This is a genomic window from Pseudomonas poae (genome assembly GCA_028869255.1).
Lineage (GTDB): Bacteria > Pseudomonadota > Gammaproteobacteria > Pseudomonadales > Pseudomonadaceae > Aquipseudomonas > Aquipseudomonas poae_C.
In genome coordinates, this window is record CP110972.1 from 5,879,669 (window position 1) to 5,898,073 (window position 18,405).

At 61.5% G+C, this 18,405-nt stretch carries 18 protein-coding genes and 3 pseudogenes; 8 read left to right on the forward strand and 13 right to left on the reverse strand.

The features are described 5' to 3' along the window. Nucleotides 1-118: 118 nt before the first annotated feature. Nucleotides 119-640, forward strand: a complete 522-nt coding sequence (locus LRS56_26660) for a DUF3617 domain-containing protein (GenBank protein ID WDU62294.1) — start codon at nt 119-121, stop codon at nt 638-640. Here LRS56_26660 and LRS56_26665 read toward each other — a convergent pair. From LRS56_26665 to folE2, 7 genes and pseudogenes are all read right to left on the reverse strand, one after another. After that, nucleotides 637-1,973 (reverse strand): annotated as a pseudogene (locus LRS56_26665) (dihydroorotase). The gene LRS56_26660 and the pseudogene LRS56_26665 overlap by 4 nt on opposite strands. 3 nt (nt 1,974-1,976) lie before the next feature. After that, nucleotides 1,977-2,537: a DapH/DapD/GlmU-related protein gene (locus tag LRS56_26670; GenBank protein WDU62295.1), complete on the reverse strand. Its 561-nt coding sequence runs from the start codon at nt 2,535-2,537 to the stop codon at nt 1,977-1,979. Further along, nucleotides 2,534-2,962 carry a phosphoribosyl-AMP cyclohydrolase gene (gene hisI, locus LRS56_26675; protein ID WDU62296.1) on the reverse strand — a complete coding sequence of 143 codons (429 nt, stop codon included), beginning with the start codon at nt 2,960-2,962 and terminating at the stop codon, nt 2,534-2,536. The genes LRS56_26670 and hisI overlap by 4 nt, the downstream gene beginning before the upstream one ends. Beyond that, the gene (locus tag LRS56_26680) at nt 2,959-3,837 is read right to left on the reverse strand and encodes a metal ABC transporter substrate-binding protein (GenBank protein ID WDU62297.1); all 879 of its coding nucleotides are present in this window, start codon (nt 3,835-3,837) and stop codon (nt 2,959-2,961) included. The genes hisI and LRS56_26680 overlap by 4 nt, the downstream gene beginning before the upstream one ends. Before the next feature lie 11 nt (nt 3,838-3,848). Continuing rightward, nucleotides 3,849-4,715 carry a metal ABC transporter permease gene (locus tag LRS56_26685; protein ID WDU62298.1) on the reverse strand — a complete coding sequence of 289 codons (867 nt, stop codon included), beginning with the start codon at nt 4,713-4,715 and terminating at the stop codon, nt 3,849-3,851. Then, nucleotides 4,715-5,383: an ATP-binding cassette domain-containing protein gene (locus tag LRS56_26690; protein ID WDU62299.1), complete on the reverse strand. Its 669-nt coding sequence runs from the start codon at nt 5,381-5,383 to the stop codon at nt 4,715-4,717. The genes LRS56_26685 and LRS56_26690 overlap by 1 nt, the downstream gene beginning before the upstream one ends. Next, nucleotides 5,380-6,276 (reverse strand): GTP cyclohydrolase FolE2, encoded by an 897-nt coding sequence (gene folE2 / locus LRS56_26695; GenBank protein WDU62300.1) that lies wholly within the window; start codon nt 6,274-6,276, stop codon nt 5,380-5,382. The genes LRS56_26690 and folE2 overlap by 4 nt, the downstream gene beginning before the upstream one ends. Nucleotides 6,277-6,403: 127 nt before the next feature. Between folE2 and LRS56_26700 the strand changes: the two genes are divergently transcribed. Further along, nucleotides 6,404-7,606, forward strand: coding sequence for an N-acetylmuramoyl-L-alanine amidase (locus LRS56_26700; GenBank protein WDU62301.1), 1,203 nt, complete (start codon nt 6,404-6,406; stop codon nt 7,604-7,606). Here LRS56_26700 and LRS56_26705 read toward each other — a convergent pair. After that, nucleotides 7,603-7,971 carry a glutamine synthetase gene (locus LRS56_26705; GenBank protein ID WDU62302.1) on the reverse strand — a complete coding sequence of 123 codons (369 nt, stop codon included), beginning with the start codon at nt 7,969-7,971 and terminating at the stop codon, nt 7,603-7,605. The two genes, LRS56_26700 and LRS56_26705, sit on opposite strands and share 4 nt — an antisense overlap. Before the next feature lie 127 nt (nt 7,972-8,098). Here LRS56_26705 and dksA point away from each other — a divergent pair, with 127 nt between their 5' ends. From dksA to LRS56_26725, 4 genes and pseudogenes are all read left to right on the forward strand, one after another. After that, complete coding sequence (gene dksA, locus LRS56_26710; protein ID WDU62303.1) at nt 8,099-8,503, forward strand: RNA polymerase-binding protein DksA; 405 nt, start codon at nt 8,099-8,101, stop codon at nt 8,501-8,503. Between the two features lie 27 nt (nt 8,504-8,530). Then, a complete protein-coding gene (gene zigA, locus LRS56_26715; GenBank protein ID WDU62304.1) occupies nt 8,531-9,736 on the forward strand; it encodes a zinc metallochaperone GTPase ZigA in 1,206 nt (401 codons plus the stop codon). After that, nucleotides 9,736-10,380 (forward strand): DUF1826 domain-containing protein, encoded by a 645-nt coding sequence (locus LRS56_26720; protein WDU62305.1) that lies wholly within the window; start codon nt 9,736-9,738, stop codon nt 10,378-10,380. Before zigA ends, LRS56_26720 begins: the two co-directional genes overlap by 1 nt. 44 nt (nt 10,381-10,424) lie before the next feature. Continuing rightward, a pseudogene (locus LRS56_26725) lies at nt 10,425-11,386 on the forward strand (CobW family GTP-binding protein). Here the strand turns inward: LRS56_26725 and LRS56_26730 are convergent. Further along, nucleotides 11,380-11,775: a DUF3301 domain-containing protein gene (locus LRS56_26730; protein WDU62306.1), complete on the reverse strand. Its 396-nt coding sequence runs from the start codon at nt 11,773-11,775 to the stop codon at nt 11,380-11,382. The pseudogene LRS56_26725 and the gene LRS56_26730 sit on opposite strands and share 7 nt — an antisense overlap. Before the next feature lie 117 nt (nt 11,776-11,892). On the opposite strand from LRS56_26730, the pseudogene pdxY reads away from it, so the two are divergent. Further along, a pseudogene (gene pdxY / locus LRS56_26735) lies at nt 11,893-12,764 on the forward strand (pyridoxal kinase PdxY). Nucleotides 12,765-12,903: 139 nt separating this feature from the next. On the opposite strand, the gene LRS56_26740 reads toward pdxY, so the two are convergent. Next, nucleotides 12,904-13,380 carry an acyl-CoA thioesterase gene (locus tag LRS56_26740; protein WDU62307.1) on the reverse strand — a complete coding sequence of 159 codons (477 nt, stop codon included), beginning with the start codon at nt 13,378-13,380 and terminating at the stop codon, nt 12,904-12,906. 294 nt (nt 13,381-13,674) lie between these two features. Here LRS56_26740 and LRS56_26745 point away from each other — a divergent pair, with 294 nt between their 5' ends. Beyond that, complete coding sequence (locus LRS56_26745) at nt 13,675-15,438, forward strand: cation:proton antiporter (GenBank protein WDU62308.1); 1,764 nt, start codon at nt 13,675-13,677, stop codon at nt 15,436-15,438. 46 nt (nt 15,439-15,484) lie between these two features. On the opposite strand, the gene LRS56_26750 is transcribed toward LRS56_26745, so the two are convergent. The 3 genes from LRS56_26750 to LRS56_26760 all read right to left on the reverse strand — a co-directional run bounded on the left by LRS56_26750 (nt 15,485) and on the right by LRS56_26760 (nt 18,365). Next, a complete protein-coding gene (locus tag LRS56_26750) occupies nt 15,485-15,892 on the reverse strand; it encodes an SMI1/KNR4 family protein (protein ID WDU62309.1) in 408 nt (135 codons plus the stop codon). A gap of 119 nt (nt 15,893-16,011) precedes the next feature. Further along, entirely contained in the window at nt 16,012-17,511 is a 1,500-nt protein-coding gene (locus LRS56_26755; protein WDU62310.1) for a surface lipoprotein assembly modifier, read from the reverse strand. A 92-nt stretch (nt 17,512-17,603) separates the two neighbouring features. Next, nucleotides 17,604-18,365, reverse strand: a complete 762-nt coding sequence (locus tag LRS56_26760) for a hypothetical protein (protein ID WDU62311.1) — start codon at nt 18,363-18,365, stop codon at nt 17,604-17,606. Between the last annotated feature and the right edge of the window lie 40 nt (nt 18,366-18,405).

Genomic DNA, 18,405 nt, shown 5'->3' on the forward strand with positions numbered 1-18,405 from the left:
TCCAGACAATCCATTGCCTAACAGACCATGAACGGCCGCGAATGTCGCTATTTTATTTGCCGTGCAACACTGGCACTTTTGCGGCGTCTAACGCCCACAATTGCCCAGGAGTTACCCGATGAACGCTCGTCTGCTCTGTTTGTCCATGGTTTTTGGTTTGTCGCTGCCGGTGGCGGCGCAGGCGCAGATGCTGGCGCCGGGCTTGTGGGAGTTGACCACCAGCAATATGAAAGTCGATAACCAGGACTTGCCGGACTTGTCGCTGATCCTCGGTCAGCTCAAGCAACAGATGACCCCGGAACAGCGCGCCATGCTGGAAAAACAGGGCATCACCATGGCCGGCAAAGGCGTGCAGGTGTGCCTGACACCCGCCCAGGTCGCCTCCGACTCAATCCCCTTGACCGACCCGCAATCGGGCTGCAAACAGGAAGTGACCGACAAGACCGGCAACCAGTGGAAATTCCGCTTCAGCTGCCCGAAAGCCCAGGGCACTGGCGTGGCCACCTTCCAGAGTCAGAAAGAGTTCACCACCGCCGTCAACGGCACCTTCAATGCCACCGGGGTTCAGCAAAAGGGCAGCCTGGACACCCACGCCCAGTGGCTGGGCAACGATTGCGGTACGGTAAAACCTCGCGCTTAACGCAAAAAATACAGGGGCAGGCCCTGGCAGCTGTCGACCACCTGGCCGTTGTGCCACGCCAGGTGGCCGGAGACTAACGTGGTGCTGACGCTATGGCGAAAGCTGCGTTCGGCAAACGGTGTCCAGCCGCAGCGGGCAAGGATCGGCTGGCTGCTCACCGGCTTGCCCGCAGGCTCCGGTTTGATCAACACCAGATCGGCCCAATACCCCTCGCGTAGATAACCCCGATCCGGGATGGCAAACAGGTCGGCCACGCGATGACTGGTTTTCGCCACCAGGGTGGTCAACGGCAACAGCCCGTCGGCCACCAGCTCCAACAACGCCGGCAGCGCGTGCTGCACCAGGGCAAACCCGACGGCGCTTCACGATAGCCCAACTGTTTTTGCGCCCAGGTATGCGGCGCATGATCGGTGCCAATCACATCCAGACGATCACTGAGCAAGGCTTGGCGCAAGGCGTCGCGGTCGGCGCGGGTCTTGATCGCCGGGTTGCATTTGATCTGGTGGCCGAGGCGGTGATAGTCGTGGTCATCGAACAGCAGGTGGTGGATGCAGACTTCGGCGGTGATGCGTTTTTGGGCCAGTGGCTTGTCTTCGAACAGCGCCAACTCGCGGGCGCTGGTCAGGTGCAGCACATGCAGGCGCGTACCAAAGCGCGTCGCCAATTCCACGGCGTAGGACGATGAGCGATAACACGCCTCGGCATCCCGGATCAGCGGGTGGGCCACGGGCGGGATCTTGTCGCCGAAGCGCTCGCGCAGGCGCTGCTCGTTGGCCTGAATGCTCGGCGTGTGTTCGCAGTGGGCCAGCAGGATCGTCGGCACATCGGCAAACAGCCGCTCCAGAATCTGTGGGTCGTCCACCAGCATATTGCCGGTGGAGGCGCCCATGAACACTTTGACCCCGGCCACCTCACGCGGGTCGAGGGCGGCGACGGTGTCGAGGTTGTCGTTGCTCACGCCAAAGTGAAAACCGTAGTTGGCCACCGAATGCAGCGCGGCGCGGCGCTTCTTGTCGGCCAGCGCTTGCAGGTTCAGGGTGGCCGGGTTGGTGTTGGGCATGTCCATGAAGCTGGTGATGCCGCCGGCCACCGCCGCCCGGGATTCACTGTAGAAACTGCCTTTGTCCGGCGCGCCGGGTTCACGGAAATGCACCTGGTCGTCGATCATGCCCGGCAGCAGCCACTGCCCTTGCGCGTCGATAGCCACCGGCGCATTGCAGCCCTGGATGCTGCTGGCGATCTTCTCGATACGGCCATTGCCGATCAGCACATCGGCATCGAATTCCTGGCCTTCATTCACCAGTCGGGCATTGCGGATCAGCAGGCGGCTCATGGTTCAGAACTCGTTTTGCAGGGCTTTGTAACCGCGCACCAGGTCGACATTGGTGCGGGCCACGTCTTCGGAAAACTCCGAGGCGCTGACGCTCACCGGCGGGAATTGCGACAGGTCGGTGTTAGGCCCGATGCGGGTGGTGGAGGGTACGTAGAACGCGGCGGGCAGGTCGCGGCCGTCGACCACCGAGTTGTGGCGCACCACGCAGCCATCGCCGACGGCGCAGTTGAACAGCACGCTGTTGAAGCCGATAAACACCCGGTCGCCGACGGTGCAGGGGCCGTGGACGATGGAGCGGTGCGCGATGGAAGTAAACTCGCCAATGGTCACCGCCGCGCCGGACTTGGAGTGGATGACCACGCCGTCCTGGATATTCGAATTGGCGCCGATGGTGATCGGGTCCATGGCGCCGCTGGCGTCGACTTCGTCGGCACGGATCACGGCGTACGGGCCGACGAACACGTTCTCGCCGATGATGACCTTGCCGCAGATGATCGCGGTCTTGTCGACGTAGGCCGATTCGGCAATCACCGGCAGGTCGCCGGAAGGGTTCTTGCGGATCATGCAGTGGGCTCCTTTTTAAGAGGCGAGGTGATGATATGAACGTAGGCGCCGTCGATGGCGTTGTAGAAGCAGGTGGGCCGACCGGTGTGGCAGGCCGGACCTTGCTGGTCGACGATCAGCAGCACTGCGTCGCCGTCGCAATCCAGGCGCGCTTCAACCAACTGTTGCCAGTGGCCGGAGGATTCACCCTTGCGCCACAGCTGCCGGCGCGAGCGCGACCAGTAGCAGACCTGCCCGGTGGCCAGGGTTTCGCTGAGGGCCTGGCGGTTCATCCAGGCCAGCATCAGCACCTCGCCGCTGCCGTGTTGCTGGGCGATGGCGGCAATCAAGCCATCGCTGTTCCACGGCAGCGCACCGAGCACCTGTTCGAGTGGAAAGCGGCTGCCGAGGGCAGCCCCTTCCAGGTCGAGCATGCTCAGGGTCATGGCTTGCCCAGGGCGGCGCACAAGGTGTTGAGGTTGTATTCGAACAGCCCGGTGAAGGTGCTGGCCGGGCCTTCTGCGGCGAGGGCGTCGGAGTACAGCGTGCCGCCGATCTGCGCGCCGCTTTCATCCGCGATCTGCTTGAGCAGGCGCGAGTCTTTGATGTTTTCCATGAACACGGCTTTGACCTTGTCTTTGCGGATCTGGGTGATCAGCGCCGCGACTTCGGCGGCCGACGGCTCACGCTCGGTGGACAAGCCTTGTGGCGCCAGGAACTGGATGCCATAGGCCTGGCCCAGGTAACCGAAGGCGTCATGGGACGTCACGATGCGACGGTTGCCCGGTGGCAGCGCGCCGAACTTGGCCTTGGCTTCTGCCAGCAGGCGGTAGATTTCTTTCAGGTAGGCCTGGCTGTTGCGCTGGTAGTCGGCCTTGTTGGCCGGGTCGGCAGCCACCAGTGCCTTGGTGATGTTGTTCACATAGATTTCGGCGTTGGCCAGGTTATGCCAGGCGTGCGGGTCGGGGATGGTTTCGCCGTCTTCCTCCATGGTGTGGGAAATCACGCCTTTGCTGGCGGTGACCACGGTGGCTTTGGTCTCGGTGCTGGTCACCAGGCGGTCCAGCCAGGGCTCGAAACCGAGGCCGTTTTTGATGATGACCTTGGCCTTGAGCAACGCCTTGGCGTCGTCGGGGGTTGGCTCGTAGGTGTGGGCGTCGGAATCCGGGCCGACCATGTTGCTGATCTGGATGTGGTCGCCACCGATCTGGTGGGTTATGTCATCCAGAATGCTGAAGCTGGTAACCACCTGGAGTTTGTCGGCGGCCTGCGCCATCGACAGCGGCAGCAGAAGACTGAACAGCACGAGTAAAGCGCGCATCGGGTAACACCTCATTGGGATGTAAGAGAGGGCGGGCGGCGCAGCAAGCCGTGCACCGGACCGAAGACCACGGACAGCAGGTACCCGCCGCCAGCCACCAGCACGATGGCCGGGCCGCTGGGCAGCGAGTAGTAGAACGACAGCAACAAACCCAACCACACCGACAGGCATCCCAGCACCGCCGATACCGCGATCAACACCGGCAGGCGCCGGCTCCAGAAACGTGAGGCAATGGCCGGCAACATCATCAAACCCACCACCATCAAGGCGCCGATGGCCTGGAAGCCGATCACCAGGTTCAGCACCACCAGGGTCAGGAACAAGCCATGGGCCAGTGGGCCGAGGCGGCTGACGGTTTGCAAAAACAGCGGGTCGAGGGTGTCCAGCAGCAGCGGTTTATAGATCACTGCCATGGCGAGCAGGCTGAAGCCGGACACCCAGAGCATGCCGGTCAACGTGGTTTCGTCGACGGCCAGGGCGGAGCCGAACAGCAGGTGCAGCAGGTCCAGGCGCTTGCCGGCGATACCCAGGATCAACACGCCGGCGGCGAGGGAGATGGGGTAGATGGCGGCGAGGCTGGCGTCTTCGCGCAGGCCGGTGCGGCGGGTGATCCAGGCGGACAAACCGGCCATGCCCAGGCCCGCGCCGAGGCCGCCGATGGTCAGCGCGGGCAGGCTGAGCCCGGCAAACCAGAAGCCCAGTGCCGCGCCGGGCAGGATGCCGTGGGCCACGGCGTCACCGATCAGGCTCATGCGCCGCAGGATCAGAAACACCCCCAGCGGCGCGGTGCTGCAAGCCAGTACCAGGCCGCCGATCAGGGCGCGGCGCATAAACACGAAGTCGATAAAGGGCATCCACAGGTGGGCGGCGAAGTGCATCAGGCCACCTGCATCTGGGGTTGCGGGCGGATCAGCTCTTGACTGGCGCCGAACACGCAGCCGGTGCTTTTGATCTGCACCACTTGCTGGGTGTGCTGGCGCACGGACGCCAGGTCATGACAGACCACGATCAGCGTGCGGCCTTGATCGTGCCAGGTGTGGATATGTTTCCAGCACAGGGCCTGGCCTTCTTCGTCGAGGGCCGCGTGGGGCTCATCGAGCAGCAACACCGGCGCCTCGGCCAGGCTCATGCGGGCGAGCAGGGCGCGCTGCAACTCGCCGCCGGACAAGGCCATCAAGGGGCGGTGTTGCAAGCCGCTCAGGCACCAGTCATCCAGTACCGTTTGCAGGCGTTGGCTGCGTTGCTCCGGGGTGAGCCTGGTGCCCCAGAAACCCGCGGCCACCAACGCTTGCAGGCTGATCGGGAACTGGCGATCCAGGTGTTGTTGCTGGGGCAGGAACGACAGGCCGCCACGTCGTGGAACATCCACGGTCACCTTGCCGGCCAAGGGTTTTTGCAGCCCGGCGATGACTTTGAGCAGGCTGCTTTTGCCGGTGCCGTTGGCGCCGATGATGCCGGTGAGGCTGCCTTTCTTCAGGGTGAAATCGACCGCAGGGGTCAGCGGTTGGCCGGGGGCGCCCCAGCGCAAAGCGGTGCAGGTGATCATGCAGGGTGTCTCGTCCAGCGGCTTTCAGCCACGGCATCGTGCGCGTGCAGGCTTTCGGCGTGGATCACTTTAAGGTGGAAGGCTTTGACGGCATCCGAGCGTTTCAAGGCGAGGTTCAGGCGGCGGGCGGCGTCTTCGCAGAACATCAGGTTCTGCCCGTTTGCCAGGGCGAAGGCTTGTTCGTCCGCACGTTTCACGGCGGTTTGTACGGCGGTGCCGAGGGCGGTTTCGACTTCATTGATCAGGTCGGTGATGGGCAGGCTGGGTTGGTCGCCGTCCAATGTGATCAGCAGTTGCGCGCTGCTGCGCTGACTGTGGGGCGTAGCGACAATGCCATTGGCGCTGCCGAGCCAGGTCAATACGTCTTTGTGCTGCAGCGGGGTGTTGCCGAAGTCTTCAAGAAATTGCTGCTGAATCAATTGCCTGGCGAGGGCAGCGGAGCAAGGGCAAGTCGAGGAATAAGTAACGTCAATTTTTAGTTCCACGTGGAACATCTGGTGTTCAAGACGAGCCTCGATGCTCACCGGGTAGCCCTTCCAGCCGGCCAAGGGGCTGACCAGGGCGGGGCGTTTCAGCAGCAAGTCGGTGTGGATTCGCAGGTAGGCGTTATTAGATAAACCTTCATGACTCTCGAGAAAACGCTGCAGTACATTACGCAGAAGTGCAGGCGTAAGGGGCTGCTGGTCGAGCATCTCCAGCGCCAGGTACAGGCGTGACATATGAATGCCACGGGCGGCGCCGTCGTCCAGGCTCACGCCCGCATCGGCGGTTGCGGTCAGGCGCTGGCCGTCGATAAGGATCGGCAAGGCGATGCCGCACATACCCACCCAGTCGAGCGGCAAGGCTTGGCGTGAAGCCTGCGCGGCGATATCCGGCAGAGTCAGCGCATTCATAAGCAGGTCCATCGTTGGAAATAAAAAGACATGTTATATTATAACCATTGAGTCGACGATGATTTTTCTGCTCCAGCCTTTTTTCAGTCATGTCGAGTAGGGACGCTCCTTTTTAGCGGTATTTTTCATGCACAGACGTCAGCTCCTTAACCTGCTTCTGGCCAGCCCCTTGTTCACTTTGCCCTTCACCGCGTCGGCCACGCAGATTCGCAATGCGCGCTTGTGGCGCTCGGACGACAAGCTGCGGCTGGTGTTCGACCTCAGCGGCCCGGTGCAATACAAAACCTTTACCCTGAGCGCGCCCGAACGGCTGATCATCGACCTGAGTGGTGCTGGGCTCAGCGGCGATTTTTCGCAATTGATGCTCAAGGGCAGTGGGATTACCGCGATTCGTTCCGGGCATTTCGGCAAGGGCGATACGCGGATCGTGCTGGACCTGGCCGCGCCGATGCAGCTCAACAGCTTTCTATTGCCGCCCCAGGATGGCCAAGGCCATCGGCTGGTGCTCGATCTCAGCAGCGCCACGCAGGCGCCTCGTCAAATCGCCGCTGAGCCCACGCGGCCGGTGGACAAAGCCCATCCCAAGCGCGACATCATCGTGGTGGTCGACCCTGGCCATGGCGGCAAGGACCCCGGCGCCGTTGGCTCCAAGGGCCAGCGCGAAAAAGATGTGGTGCTGTCCATCGCGCAACTGCTGGCCAAACGTTTGAAGCGCGAGAAGGGCTTTGATGTGAAGCTGGTGCGCAACGACGACTTCTTCGTGCCGCTGCGCAAGCGCGTGGAAATCGCCCACAAGCACAACGCTGACATGTTTATCTCGGTGCACGCAGATGCGGCGCCACGCATCACCGCGTCGGGGGCTTCGGTGTATGCCTTGTCCGAAGGCGGCGCCACGTCCGCCACTGCGCGCTTTATGGCGCAACGCGAAAACGGCGCCGATCTGCTGGGCGCCACCAGCCTGCTGAACCTCAAGGACAAGGACCCGATGCTGGCCGGGGTGATTCTGGATATGTCGATGAACGCCACCATCGCCTCCAGCCTGCAACTGGGCAGCTCGATCCTGGGCAGCCTGGAAGGCATCACCTCGTTGCATCAGAAACGCGTGGAACAGGCCGGGTTTGCGGTGCTCAAGTCACCGGACGTGCCGTCGATCCTGGTGGAAACCGGGTTTATCTCGAATGCGCGGGACAGTGCGCGGCTGGTCACGGCGCGTCATCAACAGGCGGTGGCCGATGGCTTGTTCGAGGGGCTGAAAAAATACTTCCAGAAGAACCCGCCAATGAACAGCTACATGGCCTGGGTGCAGGAGCAGAAAGACGCCCAGGCCTAACAGCCGGTTATCCGGCTGCAGGTGAACTTGGCGCTGGCGCCACCCGAACTGGAGAACCGGTTAAGGGTGGTCCAGCCCACACGCCGTGTGTAGCCGACCCACGCCTCGCCATCCGACGCCAACCCGGTAAAGAACGTCAGCTGCCCGTAGCGGCTGTTGGTCTGTGCCCAATAGCGTTTGCCGATCACCTCGTAGCCGCGCAAATACGTGGTGCTACCGGCCGTCGCCACGCTGTACGCATTGCCCAGCGGGTCCACACAGGCCAGCAGGTTGGCGCTGCGCGTGCAGTTGGTCAACAGGCTCGGGGCCTGGGCGCAGGCCGGTCCTGCTGCTGCGAATAACAGGGCGCACACCAGGTATTTCATAGGGTTTCTCAGGGCTTTGGGGTGTTCAAGCATTGCGCCCTTCGTCGTGACGAGCAAGGGGGGATTGGCTTATTTGTATTGTTATACTATAACATTAAGCAACAGCCTGACCCGTGAACCGCTCCCCATGACTGAACAAGACCTCCTGGCACAGCCGCCCGCCGACTACATGAATGACGCCCAGCAAGGCTTCTTCCGTGCGCTGTTGCTGGCCCAGCGCAATGCGCTGCAAGCGCGTATCGACGCCGAGTTCCAGCTGCTGCGCGAGCAGGAAACCAACAGCGACCCCGCCGATGTGGGCAGCGCCGAAGAGCAGCGCCAATGGCAACTGCGCCTGTTGGAGCGGGAAAAAAAGCTCTTGGACAAGATCGACGACGCGCTGGAGCTGCTGGCCCGTGGCGAGTACGGCTGGTGCCGCGAAACCGGCGAACCGATCGGCCTGCAACGCCTGCTGCTGCGCCCCACCGCCACCCTGTGTATCGAAGCCAAAGAACGTGAAGAGCTGCGCGAACGCCATAAACGGGCGATTTGACCGGCCAACCCTGATGAGGAATACCTGATGCCCAATCGTCTCCCCGTTACCATGTTGTCCGGCTTTCTCGGCGCCGGCAAAAGCACGCTGCTCAACTATGTCCTGCGCAACCGCGAGAACCTGCGGGTGGCGGTGATCGTCAACGACATGAGCGAAATCAACATCGACGGCAGCGAGGTGCAGCGCGACGTCACGCTTAATCGCTCCGAAGAAAAATTGGTGGAAATGAGCAACGGCTGCATCTGCTGCACCTTGCGTGAAGACCTACTGGAAGAAGTCGGAAAACTCGCCAAGGAAGGTCGCTTCGATTACCTGTTGATTGAATCCACCGGCATTTCCGAACCCCTGCCTGTGGCCGAAACCTTTACCTTCCGCGACGAAAATGAGCAAAGCCTGGCGGATATTGCGCGGCTGGACACCATGGTCACCGTGGTCGACGGCATGAACTTCCTGCTCGACTACCAGGCCGCCGAAAGCCTGGCCTCGCGGGGCGAAACCCTGGGTGAAGAGGACGAGCGCTCGATTACTGACCTGCTGATCGAGCAGATCGAGTTCGCTGACGTGATCCTGATCAGCAAGATCGATCTGATCAGCAGCCGTGAGCGCGAGGAACTGATGGCCATCCTCGAGCGGTTGAATGCCCAGGCGGAAATTATCCCGATGGTTATGGGTGAAGTGCCGTTGCACAAGATCCTTAACACCGGCCGTTTTGACTTCGAACGTGCCGCTCAGGCTCCGGGCTGGTTGCAGGAGCTGCGCGGCGAGCACGTGCCGGAAACCGAAGAATACGGCATCGCCTCCACCGCCTATCGCGCGCGCCGCCCTTTTCATCCGCAGCGTTTTTTCGACTTTATCGATCGCCCGTGGGTCAACGGCAAACTGCTGCGCTCCAAGGGGTTCTTCTGGCTGGCCAGCAAGCATCAAGATGCGGGCAGTTGGTCCCAGGCCGGTGGCCTGATGCGCCATGGGTTTGCCGGACGCTGGTGGCGCTTTGTGCCGAAAAACCAGTGGCCGCAGGACGAAGAAAGTGTGGCGGCGATCATGGGCAACTGGCAATTGAGCACCGGTGATTGCCGTCAGGAACTGGTGTTTATCGGGCAAAACATCGACTTCGCGCAGATGCGCGCCGAGCTGGACGCTTGCTTGCTCAGCGATGAAGAAATGGCCTTGGGCGTCGAAGGTTGGCGCTTGCTGGCTGATCCCTTTGGCCCCTGGTACGAAGAGGCAGCCTGATGCTGGCCCCCGTCATCCCTTTGCGCCCGGTGATTCGCCAGACACACGGTGAAACCCCGCTGGCGCTCTCCGACATCCTCGAAGACGGCGTGAACCTGGCGCTGTGGCAGCGCCAGTTGCCTTTGCACATTGCTGAATTCGGCGCGTTGCTGGTGGCGCTCAATGAGCCGTTGGCCGAATCCCTGGTGATCGAGCTGAACCGCGAAGATGCCGAGCCAAACTTGCAGGGTTTTGCGGCCAGTTGTCGCGATCTTGAAGGCTATGAAGGGTTTGTCGCCGACGTAGCGTGGCTGGTCAGCGCTTTCGCTTGCCTGCTCGGCGCCAAGTGTATCGGGGTGCGTTTGCGGCTGCTGGATAAGGCCATGTGCCCGCGCTTTCACGTGGACCACGTGCCGGTGCGGCTGATCACCACCTACGCCGGGATTGGCAGCCAGTGGTTGCGCGAAGGCGTGATGGACCGCCGCAAGCTCAGCCAGCCGGACGCTGAACCCCGCGAGCGCATCGAGCAAATCCATTGCGGCGAAGTGGCCTTGCTCAAAGGCACAAAATGGCACGGCAATGAAAGCTATGGCCTGATCCATCGCTCGCCGGCCCTGCAAGCGGATGAACGCCGCTTGATCCTGACGCTGGATTGGTTGGCATAACCGGGTAGGATCAAGCTCTCTACACGGCCCGAACGATGCCCTCGATGCTGCAGAACATTCCCACCCACGTGATTGCCGGGCCCTGGGCGCCGGCAAGACCAGCCTGATCAAGCACCTGCTCGCCCAACGCCCGGCCAACGAGCGCTGGGCGGTGTTGATCAACGAGTTCGGGCAGATCGGCCTGGACGCCGCACTGCTGACCCAGGATGACGACGGCATTGCCCTGGGTGAAGTTGCCGGCGGCTGCCTGTGTTGTGTGAATGGTGCGCCGTTCCAGGTAGGGCTTGGCCGCCTGCTGCGTAAGGCCAAGCCTGATCGGCTGTTTATTGAGCCTTCGGGTCTGGGGCACCCGGCGCAGTTACTCAAGCAACTGCGTGAAACGCCCTGGCAGAACGTGCTGGCGGTTCAGCCGTGCGTGCTGGTGCTGGATGCCCAGGCGCTGGCGGCGGGCAAACCCTTGCCTGAGGCGCAGCGCGAAACCTTGGCCAGTGCCGGGCTGCTGCTGTTGAACAAGGATGAATCGCTGGATGCCGCGCAGCGCCAGGCCATCGAACGGCAATTACCGGATTGCCCGGTGTACTGGACCCGCCAGGCGCAATTGCCGCTCGACCGGTTGCCAGGCCTGAGCGCGCAGGGCCGTGCGGCTGTGGATAACTTCGACGTGCCCAAAGGCTTGGCGCAGATGCCGGCCATCTGGAGTGACCCTGCGCTGCCCATTTGCCTCAGCCAGGCTCAAGAGGGTGGTTGGAGCATCGGGTGGCGCTGGCACCCGAGCCAGCAATTCGATACCCGGCGCCTGCATCACTGGCTGGCAAGCCTTGAATGGCGCCGCGCCAAGCTGGTTATCCACAGTGCCGAGGGCTGGGTGTCCGCCAACGTTGTGGATAACAGCCCACTGGCCTGGCAACCCAGCGAATGGCGTCGCGATTCGCGTATTGAATTGATCTTCAGTGCACCACAGGACGTGGCTGCATTGCAGGCCGCGCTGGCTGCCTGCCGTCAGTGACGGTTCTTGGTGGCGTGGTCCTGACGCCACTGGCTCAGTTCGATCACCTCGGCGCTGGGCAGCGGCGTCTTGATCTCGAACGGGTAGGGCGCCAGTTCGATCTGCGCGCTATGGGCACCAAATTGGGTGATGGTCCCCGGATGACGGGTTTCGCCGGTTACCGTGAACTCGAAATTGTAGATCCGCGCCAGACGCCGCCGACCGTTGGCATCTTTCACAAAACCGATGCGCTTCAATGCCACCGCGCCATCGAGCAATTCGATATCGAGCTTGGCGCAATGCTGCTTGACCCGCTCCAGCGCCCGTTCGCGCAGGCCGTGGTTGTGCCACACCCAGGCGGCACCGGTCGCCAGCAGCATCAACACGAAGATGTTTCCCAGGGTCAGCATGCGATGAACTCCAACAAAGTGAGAGCAGCTTAACTGTGTCGCTGGTCTGTCGTACAGGCTGCGTTTAGTCGCATACTGCGCGGCCAGAATTTCAACGGCTTTACGGAAATCTCCCGCATGAAACGCACACCTCATCTGCTTGCGATCCAGTCTCATGTGGTCTTTGGCCACGCCGGAAACAGCGCCGCCGTGTTCCCCATGCAGCGGGTCGGGGTAAACGTCTGGCCGCTGAACACCGTGCAGTTCTCCAACCACACTCAGTATGGCCAGTGGGCGGGTGAAGTGTTGGCGCCGCAGCAAATTCCGGCACTGGTGGAAGGCATTGCCGCGATTGGCGAGCTGGGCAACTGCGATGCGGTGCTGTCCGGCTACCTCGGCAGTGCCGACCAGGGCGGGCGATCCTGACCGGTGTGGCGCGGATCAAGGCCACCAACCCCAAGGCCCTGTACTTGTGCGACCCGGTGATGGGCCATCCGGAAAAGGGCTGCATCGTGCCCCAGGAAGTCAGCGACTTTCTGCTGGACGAGGCGGCCGCGATGGCGGATTTCCTGTGCCCCAACCAGCTGGAGCTGGACAGCTTTGCCGGGCGCAAGCCGCAATCGTTGTTCGATTGCCTGGCGATGGCCAAGGCCCTGCTGGCCCGTGGGCCGAAAGCGGTGTTGGTCAAGCATCTGGATTACCCGGGCAAGCTGCCGGACGGTTTCGAGATGCTGTTGGTAACCGCAGAAGCCAGCTGGCACTTGCGTCGGCCGCTGTTGGCCTTCCCGCGTCAGCCGGTGGGCGTGGGCGATCTGACTTCAGGGCTGTTCCTGGCGCGGGTGCTGTTGGGCGACAGCCTGTTGGCGGCTTTTGAGTTCACAGCGGCGGCGGTGCATGAAGTGCTGCTGGAAACCCAGGCTTGCGCCAGTTACGAGCTGGAGCTGGTGCGGGCGCAGGACCGGATTGCTCATCCTCGCGTACGCTTTGAGGCCACGCCGATCGGTCTGTGACGGCGCAGCTCAAAAAGGTGGGAGCGGGCTTGCTCGCGAATGCGCTGGATCAGTCAAAGATGTATGACTGACACACCGTATTCGCGAGCAAGCCCGCTCCCACAGTTGATTCGGTTTATGTCCCGGGATTTTCGGCGTTTCAGCCTTTGATTTCCTGGTAGCGCTTCTCCAGCTCCTGGCGAATCTGCCGACGCTGCTGGGCCTGCACGAACCGGCGCTTGTCTTCACTGTTGTGCGGTTGCAGCGGTGGCACGGTGGCCGGTTTGCGCTGGTCGTCCACAGCCACCATGGTGAAGAAGCAGCTGTTGGTGTGGCGCACCGAGCGCTCGCGGATGTTTTCAGTCACCACCTTGATGCCGACTTCCATCGAGGTGTTGCCGGTGTAGTTGACCGATGCGAGGAAGGTCACCAGCTCACCGACATGGATCGGCTCGCGAAAAATCACCTGGTCTACCGACAACGTCACCACATAGCGGCCGGCATAACGGCTCGCGCAGGCGTAGGCCACTTCGTCGAGGTACTTGAGCAGGGTGCCGCCGTGGACATTGCCTGAGAAGTTGGCCATGTCAGGGGTCATCAATACCGTCATCGACAGCTGGGCGTTTCCGGGTTCCATAGCACACTCACGGGTTTGTAGGCATTGGTTGGGTAGGCACCTCTGCGGGTGCTGGAATCTTTTGCAGCGCCATCCCTAACGGGACGCCGGTGGTCGGCTTGCCGTCACGCCTGCACCGATCTGTTTCCATATATTGCACCGGCTTTCTGCCGGAAGTCGCGGTGTTAACCTTCAAAAGCCCATCTCAGGGCATTTCTTACGATCAAGGCAGACTTTTCCTTCCGCACTTTGCGACCGAACAAAGGCGCGTGCGGAAGTGGGAAAAGCGCCAGTACCCTCAAGGAGCCCCTCGCCATGCACGCCATCAGCTTTATCCAGGACCTGGCCGTGATCATGCTGGTGGCAGGGGTGGTCACCATCCTGTTTCACCGCCTCAAGCAGCCCGTGGTACTGGGCTACATCGTCGCCGGGTTCATCATCGGCCCGCATACACCGCCGTTCGGCCTGATCCACGACGAAGACACGATCAAGACCCTGGCCGAGCTTGGGGTGATCTTCCTGATGTTCTGCCTGGGCCTGGAGTTCAGCCTGCGCAAGCTGTTCAAGGTCGGCGCCACGGCGTTTATTGCGGCGTTCCTGGAAATCATCCTGATGATCTGGATCGGTTACGAAATCGGCCGCTGGTTCGACTGGAACACCATGGACTCGCTGTTCCTCGGCGCGATCCTGGCGATTTCCTCGACCACCATCATCGTGAAGGCACTCAATGACCTGAAGATGAAAAACCAGCGCTTTGCCCAACTGATTTTTGGTGTGCTGATCGTCGAGGACATCCTCGGTATCGGCATCATCGCCCTGCTGTCGAGCATTGCCGTCAGCGGCACGGTCAGCTCCGGCGAGGTGTTCTCCACGGTCGGCAAGCTCTCGTTGTTCATGATCGTCGCGCTGGTTATCGGGATATTGCTGGTGCCGCGTTTGCTGGCGTACGTGGCCAAGTTCGAAAGCAACGAGATGCTGCTGATCACCGTACTCGGCCTGTGTTTCGGGTTCTGCCTGCTGGTGGTCAAGCTGGAATACAGCATGGTGCTGGGGGCCTTCCTGATTGGCGCGATCATGGCCGAATCCCGGCAGTTGGTGAAGATCGAGCGCCTGATCGAGCCGGTTCGTGACATGTTCAGTGCGATCTTCTTTGTCGCCATCGGCTTGATGATCGACCCGCAGATCCTGCTGCAATACGCCTGGCCGATCGCGGTGATTACCGTGGCGGTGGTGCTGGGCAAGATGTTGTCCTGCGGCCTGGGCGCCTTTATCGCCGGTAATGATGGCCGCACCTCACTGCGTGTGGGCATGGGGCTGTCACAGATTGGCGAGTTTTCCTTCATCATCGCCGCGCTGGGCATGACCTTGCAGGTGACCAGCGATTTCCTCTATCCGGTGGCCGTGGCGGTGTCGGCGATCACCACGCTGCTCACGCCGTACCTGATTCGCGGTGCCGACCCGCTGTCGTTGAAGATTGCGGCGGTTATGCCCAAGCGCATGAGCCGGGTGTTTGGCATGTACGGCGAATGGTTGCGCAGTATTCAGCCGCAGGGCGAGGGTGCCATGCTGGCGTCGATGATCCGCAAGATCATCCTGCAAGTGGGGGTGAACCTGGCGCTGGTGGTGGCGATCTTCTTCGCCGGCAGTTTTTTTGCGGCGCGTATCGGTGGGTATCTGGAAGGCTGGATCAGTGATCCAAGCTGGCAGAAGGCGTTGATCTGGGGTGGGGCGCTGCTGTTGTCGCTGCCGTTCCTGATTGCGGCGTACCGCAAGCTCAAGGCGCTGTCGATGTTGCTGGCGGAGATGAGCGTGAAGCCGGAGATGGCCGGGCGGCATACCCAGCGTGTGCGACGGGTGATCGCGGAACTGATCCCGATTTTGTCGCTGCTGGTGATTTTCCTGCTATTGGCCGCCTTGTCGGCCAGTATCCTGCCGACCAACAAATTGCTGGTGCTGATTGCCGTGGTCACGGCCGCGGTGGCGGCAGTGCTCTGGCGGTGGTTCATCCGCGTGCATACGCGGATGCAGGTCGCCTTGCTGGAGACGCTGGATAACCATAAGGATACGCCGGAGCACTAACTGCGCTCGCCACACAAGCTGGCTTGCCACATAAGTGCGCGGGGAATCAGCTTTCCAGCCAGACGTCCCGCGCCCAGTGCCACACCGATTCCCAGGTTTCTTCGGTTACCAGCTCTTCTTCGCCGGACCACAGCACCACGGTGCCGTCTTCTTCGACACAGTAGTAATCATCGCCGTCCTGGCAGATCGGAATCATGCTGCGGTCAACGCCGGCATCCCAGGCGTTGGCGGCTACGTCCGGCAGGTAGGTGTGGGACTGCGGGTCGGTGACGGTCACCGGCTCCAGGCTGCCATACACCACGTCGCTGACGGTCAGCAGGAATTCGCGGAAGACAAAGGGGATGTCGATGAACAGTTGTTCCTCGATTTCCACCAGTTGGTCTTCGTCAGGCAGTTCCAGAGGAACCGGGACCGGTTCGTTGGCTTCACGCAATTGTTCGATGATTTCTTCCACGGCCGGGATCCTCTTGCTGATGGCGCGGTTTATAGGGGCGTTTTATACAGTAGCTCGCTATAAGTGCAACCGTGAAATAGAAATCCCGGCGTAAGCACATTGCCTGTGACAACGGCGGACTAGAACTGTTTCTCCAGTTTTAGGCTGATGCTGTTTTTGTCGTAGGAATAAAGCCAGTCGACATTGCTCTGCACCTGGTTGTACTTGACGGTGAGGCTGGGGACCACCTCGTACACCGCCAGGCGCGGCGCACGCAGGATGAAGGTGTAGCTTTGTTCTTCGTCATCGCGTCGGTTATCGAGGATTGCGCTGTAGGCATCGTACTGACGCTGACGGAACGAGGCGAAAAGGACGGCGCTCACGCCGATGTCAAAGTCCTTGGCCACCCCCAGGCGCACGCCCTTTTGCAGATAGGCTGCCGTGCGGTCGCGGGCGTCGCGCTCGGTGATGTCGACGCCGCCGAACAGCGTCCACTGCCGGGGCAAGGCTTGCCAGAGGGTGGCGAAGACCGAGCGGGTAGCACCGTCGAGGTTGCTGTTGATCTCATGCTTGTAGGCCATGTCCTTGTACTCGCCTTCAAGCTTGAACATGCGCGTGGCGGACAGCGTATGAATCCACTCGCCGCGCAGGCCCCAGGCGCTGTACATGGCGTTGTCGCCGATGGTGTTGAACTCGTACGAGGGCCCGAAGGCATACTGGTTGCGCGCATCGTGGTAGCTGTAGCCAGCGTTGTTGATCACCGTGCTTTCGTTGTACTTGCTCTCCTTTTCGTAGGCTTGGCCGTACAGCAACGACCGCACGAACAGCCCATGATGACCACTGATGGCCAAGCGTTTGTTGAGGGTGCCCTCGTAGTCCTGGCCATGGGCAGACACCGCCTTGGGCAGCGAGCGTTTGACCAGGATGGTTTCTTGATCGGTGACAAAACGGTAGGTCACGCTGCTTTCGGAGGACTGGTTGAGGTTGTCGCTCCAGGTCGGGCCGATGGCGAAGGAGCCTTGCCAGTCCTCGCGATGGTCCAGGGCCTGGACAAAGCTGTCGACGGTCCTGCCCAGGCCCATGGCCTGAGCATCAGATGGGCTGAGGCTGCTGCTGATCTGCTGGAATGCCAGTTTGGAGTCGCGATCCTTACGGTTTTCGAACTGCACCCGCGCCAACTCCAGGCGCCCGGGCAGGAAATCCGGTTGGATGGCCAGCAGTTCGCGGTAGTAGCTTTCTGCTTTTTCCAGGTCGCCATCGGCGCGGGCCAGGCCGCCCTTGGCGTAGGCCGTGAGCATCGGGTCGTGGCCGGGCAGGGCGGTGTAGCGTTTGAGGTAGTCGCGGGCGCGCGGCCATTGCTGACGTTCGACGGACAAATACACGGCGCGGCCCAACTCATTGAGGTTATTGCCGACGCTGTAGGTCTGGCCGTCGATATCCAGCAGCGGCGCGGCGCCATCGCTGGGCACTTCATCCTTGAGCAGCTCGCGCTCTTGCTTGTTGGCGCGGTACTCGATGGTCTGGTTAAGACGCAGGCTGGTGTCCTGGTCGGCGGCGAACACGGTGGGGGCGGTGAACAGCAGCAGGGAAAAGGGCAAACCGTGGAGGGTGAGGGATCGCTTGCAGTAGGGCTGGGGCATTACCGGGCTCTCGGGATCGCTTCAAAACGCCAAAAGCAAGTGCCTGACCGTCAGGCACTTGCTTGCTGGTGCTACGTCAGTTCAAGCCGCAATTACTTGGCTACACCGCCGAAAGCGGTGTCGTAGTCACGGTTGGCGAACTTGGCGATACCGGCCAGCGACGCGGTGGAACCTGCGCCGAAGAAGCTGCCTTGGGTGGTACCGGTGGACAGCAGGCCGTTGGTGGTTGGGTTCAGGGCTGCCGCGTTGCCACTGAAGCCTGCGGTGGTGGTGTTGATGTTGGCGTTTACGGCCACTCGCAGGTTGGCGTTGGCGATCGAACCGGTCAGGGTCGGCGCTGCGCTGCCGAAGGATGCGGTCAGGTCGCCGGACAGCACGTTGGCTCCGGAGTAGTTGTTGATGCCTTGTACCGCATAGGTCACGTTGGCAGTCGGCAGTACGCGGCCGGTGGTGTCGCCGGAGTAGTACACGACGCGGGTCGGGTCGTTGTTGGTGCCGTTCTGCGACCACTCACCGTAGTACACCTGCTGGCTGGCGACTTGTTTGAAGTCGAAGTTGCCCAGTGCGGCATGGGAGGCTGGCATCATCGCCGGCGTGATGGTGGTGACGCCATTGGCGTCGGTGGCGACCATGCCTTTAAGGCCGGCGAAGCCTACTTTTGCGCCACCGTAGAACGCCAGGACGCCAACGGCCGGCTGGCCTGGAGTGCTGGGGTGGTTCACGGTGCCGGTGCCGCCGGTGCCTTCAACGACGATAGTGCCGGTATAACTTTGCCCCGAAGAAACATCTGCTTGAGCAACGCCAGCCAAACCCAGAAGTGCCACTGCCAATACTGTGTAGTTGAAAGTTTTCATTTCTTCATCCATTGAGTTATTTAATTAATTCAACACGTCA